The sequence below is a fragment of the Alkalicoccus halolimnae genome (genome assembly GCF_008014775.2).
GTDB lineage: Bacteria > Bacillota > Bacilli > Bacillales > Salisediminibacteriaceae > Alkalicoccus > Alkalicoccus halolimnae.
The window spans coordinates 3,507,673-3,522,613 of record NZ_CP144914.1 but is presented as its reverse complement, the minus strand read 5'-3'; the positions used below and the strand labels follow the sequence as shown (position 1 = coordinate 3,522,613).

The 14,941-nt window shown below is 47.1% G+C and carries 8 protein-coding genes; 5 read left to right on the top strand and 3 right to left on the bottom strand.

Going from position 1 to position 14,941, the window contains the following annotated elements:
- Positions 1-17: 17 nt before the first annotated feature.
- From FTX54_RS15995 to FTX54_RS15975, 5 genes are all read left to right on the top strand, one after another.
- Positions 18-875: a transglutaminase family protein gene (locus tag FTX54_RS15995; RefSeq protein ID WP_147802663.1), complete on the top strand. Its 858-nt coding sequence runs from the start codon at positions 18-20 to the stop codon at positions 873-875.
- A 150-nt stretch (positions 876-1,025) separates the two neighbouring features.
- Positions 1,026-1,982: a type I pantothenate kinase gene (gene coaA, locus FTX54_RS15990; protein ID WP_147802664.1), complete on the top strand. Its 957-nt coding sequence runs from the start codon at positions 1,026-1,028 to the stop codon at positions 1,980-1,982.
- A gap of 29 nt (positions 1,983-2,011) precedes the next feature.
- Positions 2,012-2,389, top strand: a complete 378-nt coding sequence (locus FTX54_RS15985) for a RidA family protein (protein ID WP_147802665.1) — start codon at positions 2,012-2,014, stop codon at positions 2,387-2,389.
- 650 nt (positions 2,390-3,039) lie between these two features.
- Positions 3,040-8,829, top strand: a complete 5,790-nt coding sequence (locus tag FTX54_RS15980; RefSeq protein WP_246125558.1) for a pullulanase — start codon at positions 3,040-3,042, stop codon at positions 8,827-8,829.
- Between the two features lie 234 nt (positions 8,830-9,063).
- Positions 9,064-9,819 carry a glucose 1-dehydrogenase gene (locus FTX54_RS15975; RefSeq protein WP_147802666.1) on the top strand — a complete coding sequence of 252 codons (756 nt, stop codon included), beginning with the start codon at positions 9,064-9,066 and terminating at the stop codon, positions 9,817-9,819.
- Between the two features lie 89 nt (positions 9,820-9,908).
- Here the strand turns inward: FTX54_RS15975 and FTX54_RS15970 are convergent, their stop codons facing one another.
- From FTX54_RS15970 to FTX54_RS15960, 3 genes are all read right to left on the bottom strand, one after another.
- On the bottom strand, positions 9,909-11,258 hold the full coding sequence (locus tag FTX54_RS15970) for a YjiH family protein (RefSeq protein ID WP_147802667.1): 1,350 nt from the start codon (positions 11,256-11,258) through the stop codon (positions 9,909-9,911).
- A 684-nt stretch (positions 11,259-11,942) separates the two neighbouring features.
- Positions 11,943-13,292: an alanine/glycine:cation symporter family protein gene (locus FTX54_RS15965; RefSeq protein WP_147802826.1), complete on the bottom strand. Its 1,350-nt coding sequence runs from the start codon at positions 13,290-13,292 to the stop codon at positions 11,943-11,945.
- 219 nt (positions 13,293-13,511) lie between these two features.
- A complete protein-coding gene (locus FTX54_RS15960; RefSeq protein WP_147802668.1) occupies positions 13,512-14,744 on the bottom strand; it encodes an aminopeptidase in 1,233 nt (410 codons plus the stop codon).
- Positions 14,745-14,941: the final 197 nt, after the last annotated feature.

Sequence of the window (14,941 nt, the reverse complement as noted above, 5' to 3'; positions counted from 1 at the left end):
GATTAGAGGTGGAGCCCGTGAAGTACAAAATTGAACATGTTAATCACTTTGTTTACGATACACTGGTTGATCAAAGCCTGAACCGAATCCGCCTTAAACCACGGACAGATGAATGTCAGCGGCTGCTCACCTATACACCGGAGATATCCCCCGTTTCCCTGACGAAAGAACATGTCGACATATGGGGCAACAACGTAGAAACATTTTTTCTCGCAGAACCTCATAAGGAACTGGAAGTGAAAACAACTTCCATCGTGAGTATTCAGCGGAGTCCGTTTATCCGCATGATTGATTTTTCGAAGGAAATGCAGAACATTTATCGTTCGGACCTTTTTCATACGCATTATTTGGCTTACCTTGCTCAGACGGACTATACGTTCATGACTCCTCAGCAGGTGGAAAAGATAAAGAAAGAAATCTCAAGTATCGACGATCCGGTTAAATATGCATTATCATTAATGAATTATATATACGAAAACTTCACCTATGACCCGGAAGCCACCGGAGTGGAAACCAAAGCTCAGGAGGCATTCGATTTGAAGCGGGGAGTCTGTCAGGACGTTACGAACGTTATGCTTGGAGCGCTCCGTGCGAACGGCATCCCCGCCCGGTACGTCAGCGGCTACCTTTACGTAGGGGAAGATTCTGCCCTGATCGGGGACTCCGCGACACACGCCTGGGTCGAGGTTATGGTACCGGGCATCGGCTGGGTCGGCCTGGATCCCACAAACAACGTGGAAGCACTGGAACAGTACGTACGGGTCGGCGTAGGCCGTGATTATCAGGATACGAGTCCGGTGGAAGGCGTTTACCGCGGGGGAGGCCACACCCTGGACGTCAAAGTAAGTGTCCAGCTGCTGGAACAGAACCAGTAGCCTTTTTTCACCCAGCCACTGGATATTTAGTGTTCAGAAGGATATAATCGGGAAAGCGATTTCAATTTCCGCCTGCTGAAAATACTAGCCGCCAGCTGCCAATGTGTGAGAAAATATGGCAAATAACGATCACTGAACGAGGGATGAGACATGAGCAAGGGAGTTATCGACAACGTTACGCCGTTTACAACTTTTACCCGGGAAGAGTGGGCAGCTCTCCGGCAGTCCTATCCGATGGAAGTCACAACGGAAGAGATTGAAAAGTTAAAAGGGTTCAACGACGTATTGAATTTGGAAGAAATCGCGGATATTTATCTTCCGCTTACAAGATTGATTCACCTGCATGCAATTGCTTCGCAGGAGCTTTACCGGAGCCGCTCGATTTTTCTTCAGAAGCAGGAGAAAAAGGTTCCCTATATTATCGGCATCGCCGGAAGCGTAGCAGTCGGGAAGAGTACGATCGCACGTGTTCTTCATACTCTGCTGTCAAGATGGGACCGGCACCCGAGAGTGGATCTTGTCACAACAGACGGATTTCTGTATTCCAATGCGGAGCTTGAGAAGCGCGGGATCATGAATAAAAAAGGGTTTCCCGAAAGCTATAATGTTCATGAACTTTTGAAGTTTTTAGCTGAACTCAAATCGGGTAAGGAAAGAGTAGAAGCACCGGTGTATTCTCATATTACGTATGATGTGATTCCGGATGAAAAGCAGGTGGTCGAACAGCCCGACATCGTCATTATTGAAGGTATTAATGTGCTGCAGCCGCCCCGGCAGAGATCGGTCAATGAAGAAGACGAAGTCTACGTTTCTGACTACTTCGATTTCTCCATTTACGTGGATGCTGCTGAGGATCATATTTTTTCCTGGTATGTAGAGCGTTTTAAAAAGCTCCGGGAAACTGCCTTCCGCCATCCGTCTTCCTATTTCCGGAAATATGCGGATTTGAATGATGAAGAAGCCTATGATTTTGCCAAAGATATCTGGGACAGAATCAATCATCCGAATTTAACAGAGAATATCCGGCCGACAAGACACCGCGCAGATTTGATTTTAAGAAAAGGCGGCCATCATCTAGTAAATCAAATTAAGATGCGCAAAATATAGATTAATCACGCTGTTTGGAGGAATGCACAATGAGAAATATCATTCACACAAATCTGGCTCCGGAAGCGATAGGGCCTTATTCCCAGGCTGTAGAAGTAAACGGTTTGATTTATACATCCGGCCAGATTGGTATTGATCCGGAATCAGGGGAACTCGTTCCGGGAGTTGAGCAGCAGGCTCATCAGGTCATGAAAAACGTTTCAGAAGTTCTTAGAGCAGCAGGGACGAACAACGACAGCATCGTCAAAGCGATGATTTTCCTGCAGAATATGGACGATTTCTCGCTTGTTAACGATATTTATGCTTCTTATTTAAAACAGCCTTATCCAGCACGAAGCGCTGTAGAAATTTCTAAAATGCCAAAAGGCGCCCTCGTGGAAGTGGAAGTCGTAGCAATAAAAGAATAGAAAAACCGGAGGAGCTGTTCTGATAGATTTAATCAGGCCAGCTCCTTTAGTTACAGTCCTCCCATTTCACAGTGCTGAACAGCTCGTGCTGGTGATTTTTTCAGTTCGAGTTTTTGAATGGAGGCCTTGAAAATAAAACCTCTATTATATGTCAAACACCATTTTACGTTTGCGTTTCAGTAACCGGAGGTATTTGTTTCAGTGAGGCGCAGGGACGTTCTAAGCTAATCCCTTCATCACCCCGGCGTCACCCCCTCTGCCCGCCAGCTTTCGGAAGAATTCTTTTTCTCGTTTTCCCTTTCTTGCTTATAAAGCAGCCCCTCCCCTTATTTTTTCAACATAGAACATAAGAACAGCTGCCAGTATTTCCGCTGTCCATAACATTGCAAATAAATGCCAATAGTATCGAATTACGGCTTATATAACAGAAATCTATTGAATTATCAAAATTATTGATATATGATTAAAAATAAAGAAAGCGCTTGCACTTATTATTTAAAAAATAGCAGAGAAGCGCTTTTTAATTTTGTCGTTTGTGCAAACGTTTCCGCACGTTGCATTACGTTGCACAAATTTACGTTCTGCATCGAAAGGAGGCACGATCCTTTAAAACGAATTGGTCACTTAACTTTGAAGGGAGAGAGTTACTATTGTATAAAAGAAAAACGAAACATCGTGCCCTGTTTATGGCAGGAGTCATGGGAATCAGTGTTTTTTCGGGTTTTGCTCCGGCGGCCGCAGAGGAAGAGCAGGATGACACGGCGGGAGAAGAATCGCTCCGTGTCCATTATGATTATGGAGATATGGATGTGGAGGAACTTGGCGTCTGGTTCTGGGGGGACGTGGCTGAAGAGCCGACGGACTGGCCGGATGGCAGCTGGTTCTCTGATTTTGGAACGACCGATTTTGGATCCTATGTAGACATTGAACTTTCCGAAGCAGCTTCTTCTTTAGGTCTGGTGATTAATAACCGGGACGGAGAAAATGTCTCTGACGATATAGAAGTGGATATTCTTGCGGAAGAGATGGACGAAGTCTGGATAACGGAGGAGGAGCAGGTGTATTACTATGAGCCGGAAGAGCTTGCAGAAGACACACTGCGGGTGAACTTTGAGGCGGAAGGTGACTCCTACGAGCCATGGGGCCTCTGGACCTGGGGAGATGCAGCAGAGGAGCCTTCGGACTGGCCGATGGACGCTCATGCCTTCTCGAACGAACAGACAGGCCCTTACGGCGCTTACTATGATCTTGCGCTTGCACCTGATGCTTCAGAAATCGGCTTTTTACTCGTGGAGCGTGTGGAAGAAGGGCAGCAGTCCGGAGACATGAACTTTGGTGATTTTGAAACACACAGCCAGATCTTTTTACAGGAAGGCGACGATGAAGTTTACACGAATCCTTATTTTGTCTCCACTACCCTGGAGGAAGAGGACCGGGAGCTGAAAGAAGGAGAGTATGACATCAGCGTAAGCGGTTCAGTGGAAGCATTTAACTACAACGAAAATGCTGTATTGGAAGTGAACATAGAAAACAACAGTGATGTAGAAATCGATACAATTTATGCTGATACAAGTGAGATGGGAGGAAGCAGTGAACTTTCTGTTTCTGCAGAGCTTCAGGCAGTATCGATCGCTGCGACTCATTCAACTGAACCCGGCACATATGATATTCCTATTCGTGCTATTGACGAAGAAGGCGGCGTATACGAAGGTTCAGCGGCAGCGGAAGTCATCGACAGGAGTAAAGAAGAAGGAGATTTTGACTGGGATGAAGCGATGATCTACTTTATGCTGACAGATCGATTCGCAGATGGGAATCCTGATAACAATGATCCTTACGACTTAAACTATTCGCAGTACGATGATGAAAATCCGCGCGGTACATATCAGGGCGGTGATTTCGCAGGCGTTACAGAAAACCTGGATTATCTGGATGATCTCGGAGTCAACACGGTGTGGATTACTCCCATCGTAGAAAATATTGCCCACGATGTAGAATGGGATGCTTCAGCCGGAAATTATTTCGGTTACCATGGCTACTGGGCAAGTGATTTTGAAGAACTGAATCCACATTTAGGAACGCTGGAAGAATTTCATACGTTAATTGATGAAGCCGCAGCGCGGGACATGAAAATCATGGTAGACGTCGTGTTGAATCACCCCGGCTATGACGTACGTGAAAGCGATCAGCTTCCGGAAGACGAAGCTCCCGACGGATATCCGGGGCAGGAAGTCGTCGAGCGTTTTGACGGAATGATCCGAGAGAACCCAGGTTCTGATGACCTCACGATGGAACTTGCAGACCTGCCGGATTTTGAAACGGAGAATCCGGACGTTCGTGACCAGCTGGCAGCCTGGCAGACAGCCTGGCTGGACCGTTCAACTACGGAGAATGGGAATGCTGTTTCTTTTTTCCGGGTCGATACAGTCAAGCACGTAGATGACACGACCTGGCAGCACTTTAAGAACGAATTAACAGCAAAAGACAGCGAATTTAAAATGATCGGTGAGTCGTGGGGCGCGGACCAGAATGACGATCAGGGATATTTGCAGACAGGAACGATGGACTCCCTTCTGGACTTCGGCTTCAAAAACAGCGCACGTGACTTTGCGCGTGGAAATCTGGAGGCTGTAAACGAAGATCTGCAAGAACGAAATTCAGGGATGGATAACACGTCCTTGCTTGGGCAGTTTCTGGGAAGTCACGATGAAGCAGGCTTTCTTCATAACCACGGAGAAGAGGCCCTGTTGATAGGTGCAGCGCTTCAAATCACGGCAAAAGGACAGCCGGTTGTATATTACGGAGAAGAGCTCGGGCAGTCCGGAGAAGACAACTGGCCGCAGTACGACAACCGTTATGACTTTGCCTGGGACGAAGTGGAAGAAAGCGGAATTCACAAGCACTATCAGAAGCTTCTTCAGTTCCGGGGAGAACACTCAGAGATATTTGCAAGAGGAGACCGCAGTCAGACAGCGGGATCTGACGAGGAAGAATTTCTCGTATTTGATCGTACCTATAACGGTGAAAGTGTGTTCGTAGGGCTGAACACAGCATCGGAAGCGCAGGAAGTGACGCTCGGTGTAGATGAAGCAGAAACAGTGGTGACAGACGCCTATTCCGGGGAAACATATCAGGCTGAAAATAATCAGGTAACGATAACACTCCCGGCAAAAGCAGATGGCGGAACCGTTCTTCTCACAGCTGAAAACGGAACGATTGCAGGAGAAGAAGCACCGGCACCGGAAGAACCTTCCAGTGACATTCCGGAAAATCACCTTCGTGTCCACTATGAGGCAGGAGAAGCGGATATTTCCTCGCTGGGTGTCTGGTATTGGGATGGTGCTGCCGTACCATCAGAAGAAAATGCTCCCTGGCCTGGAGATGAGCGTTTCAGTGAAGAAAACAGTACGGCTTTTGGACCGTATGTTGATATTGAACTGGAGCCGGGAGCAGACAGGTTGAGCATGCTCGTAAACAATGCGGGCGGCGATAACATTACAGGAGACGTGCAGGTAGATCTCATTTCAGAAAGCATGAACGAAATATGGCTTTATGAAGACGGTTCTTACGTACTTGCCGAGCCTGCAGATCTGGAAGAAAACGAAGTCCGGATTCATTATGAGCGTGAAAACGACGATTATGAAAATTGGTCCGTCTGGTCATTTGAAGATGTAGCTCTTCCATCTGATGAGCAGGGAGAGTGGCCGGACGCCGCCGCAGATTTTGAAGGTACGGGGAAGTATGGTGCCTATCTTGACGTGGAACTGACAGAAGACGCAGAAGAAATCGGATTTCTTTTTCTAAACAAAGAGACCGGAGACCAGACGGATGACATGAGCTTTGCCGATCTGGAAAGATACAATCAGATTTTTGTACAGGAAGGGAATGATACCGCTTTTAATAACCCTTACTATACGACGCAGGACGGGTTAAGAAATGCAGAATTGCTTTCTGAAGAGCAGATTGAACTTACTTTCTCAGGTACAGAAAATGTAAATGCAGAACAGCTGCAGGAAGAGATCACTATTACAGACCGGAATGGAGACCCGGTTGCTTTTGACGAGGTAACGATAGAAGATGATGGAGTAACGGTCATTCTCCACGGCACTTTCGATCTGGACCTTGCACCGTTTACGGTTACATTTAATAACCGGGAGGCGAATGCGATGATCGGCTGGCGTTTAAAAGATGAGCTTTACAGCTATGACGGCGATCTTGGAGCAGAGCTTCACGACGATGGATCCGTTACGTTAAAGCTCTGGTCGCCAAGCGCGGAAAACGTAAGCATCAAGCTTTACGATAAAGACGATCAGGACAGCGTCGTTTCGGAAGATGTAGATATGGAACGTCAGGAGAGAGGAGTCTGGGAAGTAACGCTTGATGCAGGCAGTACAGGCGTGGAAGATCATACAGGCTACTACTATCATTATATGATTGAAAGAGATGGAGAAACAGTCGAGGCTCTCGATCCGTATGCTCCTTCGATGGCCGCCTGGAACAGCGATGATGATGAAAACTATATCGGTAAAGCTGCCATCGTGGATCCTGCTTCGATCGGACCGGAGCTTGATTTTGCGGATATTGAAGGATTTGAAAAGAGGGAGGATGCGATCATCTACGAACTGCATGTTCGTGACTTCACTTCAGACCCTTCCATTGAAGGAGAGCTGGAAAACGAATTTGGTACGTTCGGAGCGTTTTCCGAGCGTCTCGATTATCTCGAGGATTTAGGGGTAACCCACGTGCAGCTTCTGCCGGTGATGAGTTATTTCTTCTCCAATGAGTTTACAGCAGAGGAGCGTATGCTGGATTATTCTTCGACTCAAAACAATTATAACTGGGGATATGACCCGCACAGTTATTTCTCCTTAACGGGAATGTATTCTCAGAATCCGGAAGATGCGGAAAAGAGAATAGAAGAGTTTAAACAGCTGATTCACGAAATTCATGAACGTGATATGGGAGTCGTACTTGATGTCGTTTACAACCATACAGCAAGCGTGCATATCTTTGAAGACCTGGAGCCGAACTACTATCACTTCATGGATGCAGATGGCACGTCCCGTGTAAGCTTTGGCGGAGGACGTCTCGGCACAACGCACGAAATGTCGCGCCGCATCCTTGTGGATTCGATCATGTACTGGGTGGAGGAATTTAAAGTAGATGGATTCCGCTTTGACATGATGGGCGATCACGATGCAGAAACGATCCAGATTGCCTACGATGAAGCAAAGGAAGTCAATCCGAACATTGTCATGATCGGAGAAGGCTGGGTAACGTATGCAGGGGATGAAAACTATCCGGACGTACAGCCTGCAGATCAGCAGTGGATGCAGGATACAGAAAGCGTCGGATCTTTTTCAGACGACTTCCGCAATGAATTAAAATCAGGATTCGGAAGTGAAGGAGAGCCGAGATTCCTTACCGGTGGATCGCGTGATATTGAACGAATTTACAATAATCTCACCGCAGACCCGGCAAATTTCACGGCCACGAATCCAGGAGATGTGGTTCCTTATATCGCAGCACATGACAATTTAACGCTGCATGACGTGATCGCACAGTCGATTCAAAAAGATCCAAAAGATCATCAGGAAGAAATCCATCAGCGCATTCGTTTAGGAAATGCGATGGTCTTAACCGCGCAGGGAACAGCGTTTATGCACGGCGGACAGGAATTCGGCCGTACAAAGCAGTTCCGCGACGATGACTACATCGAGCCTGCAGCAGAAGGAGAAGAACCGTATAAATCCACTTATATGGAGGATGCAGATGGCAATCCATTTGAATATCCATACTTCATTCACGACTCCTACGACTCTACAGATGCCGTTAACTTGTTTGACTGGGAAAAAGCAACGAACGCAGAAGCTTATCCGATTAATAATGTCACCCAGGAAATGGCAGCAGGAATGATTGAACTGCGCCGGTCTACCGACGCCTTCACATTTGGCACGATGGAAGAAATTGAAGAGCAGGTTTCTCTGATCGATGCGCCGGAAATCAAGGAGGAAGATCTTCTCATCGGCTACCGCGCAGCGTCTCTGGAAATGGATGAAACCTATCATGTATTTATCAATGCAGATGACGAGGAACGCACGCTTTCTCTCGAAGAAGATCTGACCGTGGGAACAGTAGTTGCAGATGCCGATGAAGCAGGGGCAGGAGCAGTTGCCGAGGAAAACGGTTTTGAACTTACTTCTGGAGATATTACAATCGATCCTTTAACAGCAGTTATTGTGAGAACTGGAGAAGAACGGGAAGAGCCGGAAACACCGGATGAGCCCGGCGAGCCGGGAAAACCAGATAAGCCTGGTAAACCGGGTAAGCCTGGTAAGCCTGGAAAACCGGAAAATCCCGGACCGCCTGAATGGGTGAATCCCGGACCTCCGGAGGAGCATCCTGGAAAAGGAAAAGGACAGCAAAATAAAAATAAATAATAGAACGTTATTTTACGGGCTGCTTCGGCAGTCCGTATTTTTAAAGTGTGTGTCAAAAAGCAGTACTGTCGGCGTACGTTTTATGCCCATCAGAACCAGTGTCTTCATAATATAACCCTGATACGTTATCCATGGAAAATATTGTGAACAGGGCAGATTCGGAGTATACTAAATATGTTAGTTATATCCATTTATTGTCTTTTGTAAGCACTTTAAAAAGAAGGAGTGTTGAAGATGAAGCTGGAGGAAAAAACAGCAGTAGTAACGGGTGCAGGTTCTGGAATGGGAAGAGCGATTGCCATTCTTTTTGCTGAAGAGGGGGCGAACGTTGTAGCAGCAGACATGAATGAAGCGGCAGTTATGGAGACAGTAGAAAAAATCAAGAAAGCAGGCGGCAGGGCCGTAGGTTTACAGGTGAACGTCACGAAACAGGAAGATATTGATAAAATGATGCGTGCAGCGGTAGGAGAGTACGGCTCACTGGACGTCCTCGTTAATAACGCCGGGATCATGGATAATTATATTCCGGTTGGAGAAGTGACGAACGAGCAGTGGGATAAAGTCATGAACGTTAATGTGACGGGACCGATGATGGCTTCGCGGGCAGCGATTGACCAGATGATGAAACAAGGAAGAGGGGTGATCGTCAATAACGCTTCTGTAGGCGGGCTGTTCGGGGGCAGAGGAGGTTCAGCCTATGTTGCTTCCAAGCACGCCCTGATCGGTATGACGAAAAACATTGCCGCTGTCTACGGAAAAGACTATCACATCCGGGCGAACGCTATCGCACCAGGAGGAGTCAGGACTAATATAGGCAGTACCATTGATAACCCGAGTGCTTTAGGTTACAAGGCGACTGAACGAGCCGGGGAAGTCCCCATCGGCGAGCCGGAGGAAATTGCAAAAGCAGCGCTGTTTTTAGCTTCTGAGGATGCAAGCTTTATTAACGGAACTGTTTTGACAGCTGATGGCGGATGGACTGCCGTCTAAATTAAGCGCAAAAAATTCCCGGTTCCTCTTGAAGGAACCGGGAATTTTTCGTGTTTAAAGATGGAGAATGAGCTGGAATTTTTCTGCTCCTAAAATAACAGGTGAGCGATCAGAACAATAATAGGCAGGGAAATCAGCGTTCGCTCGATAAAGATGATGAACAAATCCCGGAGCGTCACCGGAATTTTCGATCCGAGCAGCACGCCCCCGACTTCAGAGAGGAAAATGAGCTGCGTGACCGATACACAGGCAATAATAAAGCGTGTCATCTCACTTTCGATGTCAGAAGCAAAAATCGCAGGCAGAAACATATCTGCAAAGCCGACGACCAGTGTCTCCGCAGCGGCAGCCGCTTCCGGGACATTCATCAGCTGCAGCAGTGGAATAAACGGGGCTCCAAGCCATGCGAAAATTGGAGTAAATTCGGCGATAATTGTCGCCACTGTTCCGAAAGCCATCACGACAGGTGCCACAGCGAGCCACATGTCGAGCACTGTTTTACTTCCCTGGGCAAAAAAAGCACCGGGACTGCTGTTTCTGGAAGCACGTCGGGAGGCGAGATCGAAACCGAAACGGATGGAACTGAAACTCTTTTCTTTATAGGTTTCCGGGATAGTTTCATCAAGCTGATTTTCCATGTTATTTGCATATTTATTTGATTTCCACGAAAGCGGCGGAATTCTCGGCATGATTAAAGCAGTTATAAAGCCGGCAAGAATGACCGTCCCGTAAAAAGGAAGAAACATATGAGTAAGCCCGACTTCTTCAATGACTACGAGTGAAAAAGTGATCGAAACGACAGAGAAGGTTGTTCCGATAACGGCAGCTTCGCGCTGGGAATAATAGCCTTCTTCGTACTGCTTATTCGTTAAAATAACGCCGATCGTACCATCTCCGAGCCAGGAAGTAAGGGAATCGATCGATGAACGGCCCGGGAGTGTAAACAAGGGGCGCATAACTTTTGTAAGCAGCCCGCCGAAAAATTCAAGCAGACCGAAATTCAGCAGGAGCGGCAGAAACAGCCCTGCAAATAAAAAGATCGTAAACAGCGTCGGGAGCAGTCCTTCAAGAAGGAGTCCACCTGTACCTTCAGACCAGAGAAACTCGGGGCCAATCTGAAAATAAGTAATAACTGCAAAAACGGCTGCAGCAGCCCGGACAAAAAGCCAGAAAAGGGAAACATCAAACAACCGCTGTAAAAAAGCACTTTTATCCATGATGTGCGGCCGTATGAATTTGTGTATAAGCGTCCCGGCGAAACTGATAAATATAATTACCATGAGAATCAGCGGAAGTGCGCCGGCAAGAATGTCCTGGACGTAGCCGGATAGAACCGCTATTGGTATAGTAAACCCTTCAGCTGTTGGAATAGGCGTCATAAACAGAGCAATACCGAGCAGCGAAAAAATAATGAATTTTAATGGAGAACGAGGTTCCATTCCAATCACCTCTTCAGAAATATTTATAATTATTCACAAGAATTTATTTTAATAGATCGAAATTAGAAAATCAACAAAAATATTGTTACGCCTTTAATTACCTCTGACTTTTCGCAGGTCGTTCTTTTTATGACTGCTTTGAAAATAAAGTCACGCGCGCTTTCGTTTCCATGGGGACGCTTTCCGGGCGGGCCGGCCTCAGCTGATTCCGTCCTCCCTTTGGTCGAACGGAGTGCGGCTCGGCCTTGATAGCCCCGGGAGTCGCCCCATGGCCACTCCAGCGCTCAGTTAAAATATAGAGCGGGAGCTGCTTTCTAATAACGAAGATTCCGTTTGATCATCAATCATTCCACCTGTATAGAGGAAAGTCCATTCCTATAGAAGGCCACTGTACCTTCTTGATTCAACCAGCGGGCTTTCTGTTTTGGAAAATCAAAACGAAGCGCAAACATGCCCGTGGAAGAAGGAGATTGATCCCTCAAATTTATACAGTTTTTCAGTATTTCTAAATCAACGTTGGAAAGCTGAAAGTTTTTTTCCGGGGGAAGCGAAGAAAGTAAAGGCGCAGTCCTAAATAAAACAATACTGGCCACTGACAGAAATTATTTATTTAACGCCTGAGCCTGCAGAATAAACTAAAAGCGGCATGACGAAAACTCCGTCATGCCGCCTAAGGCCTGCGATTTACTTTCTTGCAGCAAGATCGCGCTGCTTTTCTTCACGGGCTACTTTCAGGAATTTGTTTGTTTCTAATACGACAACACCACTCAGGCCGAGAAGGCCGATTAAGTTCGGTATCGCCATTAGGCCGTTCATGACATCGGCCATAGCCCAGACGAGATCAAGTTCTGCGACAGCACCAAAGAAAATGGCGACTACGAACGCTCCCCTGTAGTAAAGTGCGGCTTTATCACTGAACAGATACCCAAAACACTTTTCGCCGTAGTAGGACCAGCCTAGGATGGTCGAGAAGGCGAAAAAGACGAGTCCGATAGCAACGATGATACTGCCTGTAGCTCCGAGGAAGGATTCAAAGGTAGCGGAAGTGAGAGCGGCTCCATCCGGACCATCGATATACATATCCCCCATAACGATAACAATACCAGTAATCGAACAGACAACAATCGTATCGATAAATACCTGTGTCATGGATACAAGCGCCTGTCGTCCTGGATAGTCGGTACGGGCTGCAGCAGCTGCGATTGGAGCAGAACCGAGACCAGCTTCGTTGGAGAAAACCCCTCGTGCGACACCCCAGCGGATGACAGCGCCGACAGCACCGCCGGCTACGGCCTGGCCGGTAAAGGCATCAGTGAAAATGTAGCCGACAGCTCCCGGTACAAGTTCCCAGTTCATAATCATAATAATTAATCCGGCCGTAACGTAGAACAGGGCCATAAAAGGGACCACGAAAGCGGTAACCCGTCCGATGGCACGAATGCCCCCGAGAATAACAAGACCGGCAAGAACAGTAAGTATAATACCAGTAATAAATGGATCCACATTGAACGTTTCGTTCAGCGCACCGGAAACAGAGTTGGACTGCACCATATTCCCGATACCGAAGGCAGCTACGGCGCCGAAAACGGCAAACAGAACAGCGAGCCATTTCAAGCCGAGCCCTTTTTCAATATAATACATAGGACCGCCGGACATCCGGCCTTTATGATCCGTTCCGCGGTATTTAACAGCAAGAATCGCTTCCGCATACTTTGTAGCCATACCAAAAAGAGCACTGATCCACATCCAGAAAACGGCGCCGGGTCCGCCGAGAACGACGGCCGTAGCAACCCCGGCAATGTTACCGGTTCCGATGGTGGCAGCGAGTGCAGTCGTGAGCGCTTCAAAATGGCTGATATCCCCCGCGGACTTTTTATCCTGTTTACTCGGGGTGAAAGCCAGTTTTAAGCCGTAAAAAAGCGTGCGGAACTGGAGAAATCCGAGGCGGATAGTTAAGAATAAGCCGGTTCCGACAATAAGTACGAGTGTTGGAATGCCCCAGACCACATCACTGACGGCACCCAGAAAGTTCATTAATGACTCCTGCAATTGAAATCCCCCTTTTTTTATAAGTATGATGTTATTATATTCAAAAAAATTAGAATAAAAAAGCAGGAATTTTAAATATTGAGAAATTGAGGAAATTTATTAAGTGAAAAGAGGGAGGGGAAAAGCGTCACACCAGGGAATAAGGGGAGAAACAGTGTGAAAAAATATGACCCGGGAAATTTCCCCGGGTCTTTTGTTCTTTCTTTATTCTGCCCATTCTCCGTTGCGGAAAACCGGTTCTGTGCTGCCGTCATTTTTCACGCCGTCGATATTCATTTTGTCTGATCCAATCATGAAGTCAACGTGGGTAATGCTCGTATTAAGACCGGCCTGCTTCAGTTCTTCTTCGCTCATATCCGCCCCGTCTTCTACACACGTGGAATAAGCGCTTCCTAAAGCGATATGATTGGAAGCATTTTCGTCGTAAAGCGTATTGTAGAAAAGAATGCCGCTTTGGGAAATCGGTGAACTGTGAGGGACGAGGGCTACTTCTCCAAGGCGCCGCGCTCCGTCGTCGGTATCAAGCAGATTCTTCAATGTTTCTTCGCCCTGTTCAGCGGAGAAATCAACCACTTTTCCATCTTTAAATGTAAGACTGAAATCATCGATTACATTGCCTCCATAGTTAAGAGGCTTCGTATTGCGGACAGTTCCATTTACTCCGTCTGCCTGTGGCGCGGTAAATACTTCTTCTGTCGGCATGTTGGCTACAAAGTGAACCCCGTCTGTATTCGGGCCGCCGCCGCCGATCCAGACGTGATTGTCCGGAAGTTCAATCGTTAAATCCGTACCCGGCGCTGTGTAATGAAGCTTCTGAAAGTTTTTCTCTGTTAATTCTTTTGCTTTCGTCTGCAGTTTTTGATCATGATTTTTCCATGCCTGCACCGGGTCTTCCGTATTAATACGGGTTGCTTCAAACATTGCTTCCCACAGTTTTTCTTCCTGCTGCTCTTCCGGCGTATCCGGAAAGACTTTTGCTGCCCAGGCAGGAGAAGGTGCTGAGATTACGAGCCAGCTTACTTTATCAGACTGAATGTATTTTCGGAAAGTATTCATCGCCTGTCCGGAAGCTTTATTAGCTTCGGCAATCTTCGTACCATCCACTCCCTGAAGAAGATCAGGATCCGTTGATTTAATGGTCATAAAGGCAGCGCCGTTTTCGGCAAGCTCTTCAAACCCGCGTGCTTTCCACTGCGGGAACTCCTTGAAAGAGTCAAGCGGGGCTTTGTCATAGCGAAGGCGTGTCAGTTCGTCGTCATTCCATTCAACGTGGACATTTTTTGCGCCTGCATCATAGGCTTTAGCGGCTACTTTACGCACAAAGTCAGCAGAAGTTATCGGAGCGTTTAATACGAGCGTCTGATCCTTCTGGACGTTGACGCCTACTTTAACAGCCAGTTCGGCATATTTATCGAGCTTTTGTTCAAACGATGTCATGAATGAGTCATCCTCCTTTAAGGTATGGTTCCAAAATTAATTTTATCAGTTTCCCGAAAAAATAGATACTTCGTTTTCCTAAATAAAAGGCTCCCTTAAAAACAAGTTTTAACGGCAGGCCGTTCCTGCTGGAAGAACAGAAAGGCAGTAGAGAACGCTGGAGTGGACATGGGGGGACTCCGGAGCGAATAAGGACG

Bases quoted from the DNA above. Each gene is read 5' to 3' on its own strand.
- coaA (WP_147802664.1), top strand. From the start codon at position 1,026: ATGAGCAAGGGAGTTATCGACAACGTTACGCCGTTTACAACTTTTACC.
- FTX54_RS15985 (WP_147802665.1), top strand. From the start codon at position 2,012: ATGAGAAATATCATTCACACAAATCTGGCTCCGGAAGCGATAGGGCCT.
- FTX54_RS15975 (WP_147802666.1), top strand. From the start codon at position 9,064: ATGAAGCTGGAGGAAAAAACAGCAGTAGTAACGGGTGCAGGTTCTGGA.
- FTX54_RS15970 (WP_147802667.1), bottom strand. From the start codon at position 11,258: ATGGAACCTCGTTCTCCATTAAAATTCATTATTTTTTCGCTGCTCGGT.
- FTX54_RS15965 (WP_147802826.1), bottom strand. From the start codon at position 13,292: ATGAACTTTCTGGGTGCCGTCAGTGATGTGGTCTGGGGCATTCCAACA.
- FTX54_RS15960 (WP_147802668.1), bottom strand. From the start codon at position 14,744: ATGACATCGTTTGAACAAAAGCTCGATAAATATGCCGAACTGGCTGTT.